The following is a 535-nucleotide window of genomic DNA, read 5'->3' on the forward strand; positions in this document are numbered from 1 at the left end:
TGTTTGAGTTGTTTCACCATCCCAATCACAAATAGCCCTTTGTCGGTGATGGTTTGGATCAACGGTGCTTGTGTAAATCACGAATCCATTAACACATAGTCCGCCAGAATTCCTTTGTTCAAGGCATGGTCCAATAAGTCTGAGACATCGTAGGTTTGGTCTGCAAGGCTTCCATACGACGCTTATAGCCCGATGTACGTTTATCAATGGAGTCATTCATTTCCTGTATACGGCTTTCCTTTTTCGCAGAACTCATCAGGGCGAAATCAATCGGGATAAAAGTAGCACTATCCGTCCAACCCAGCGTCAGTAATTGAAACCCTTTCAAGTAGCGATGGGAAGAATGGTCAAAAACGTTCGCCATCAGTTCTACAGACTTACTGCGATTGCGAGAATAGACAGAATCGTCAATGACAAAAGCTGTAACACGCTGTTCAGATGTTAATGATTCGATGAGGCGAATCATTTCACCACTAAGTGACAACAGAAACTGACGCCAATTATAAGTGGGTGTGTTTAGAAAACGGTATACTGT

At 43.0% G+C, this 535-nt stretch carries 1 protein-coding gene; it reads right to left on the reverse strand.

What is annotated here, in order from left to right; genetic code table 11:
- Positions 1-118: 118 nt before the first annotated feature.
- On the reverse strand, positions 119-535 hold a 417-nt coding region (locus tag AMS59_RS11155; RefSeq protein ID WP_234007739.1), incomplete at its 5' end, for a transposase.

Origin of the sequence: Lysinibacillus sp. FJAT-14745 (genome assembly GCF_001275675.1) — a bacterium.
GTDB lineage: Bacteria > Bacillota > Bacilli > Bacillales_A > Planococcaceae > Lysinibacillus.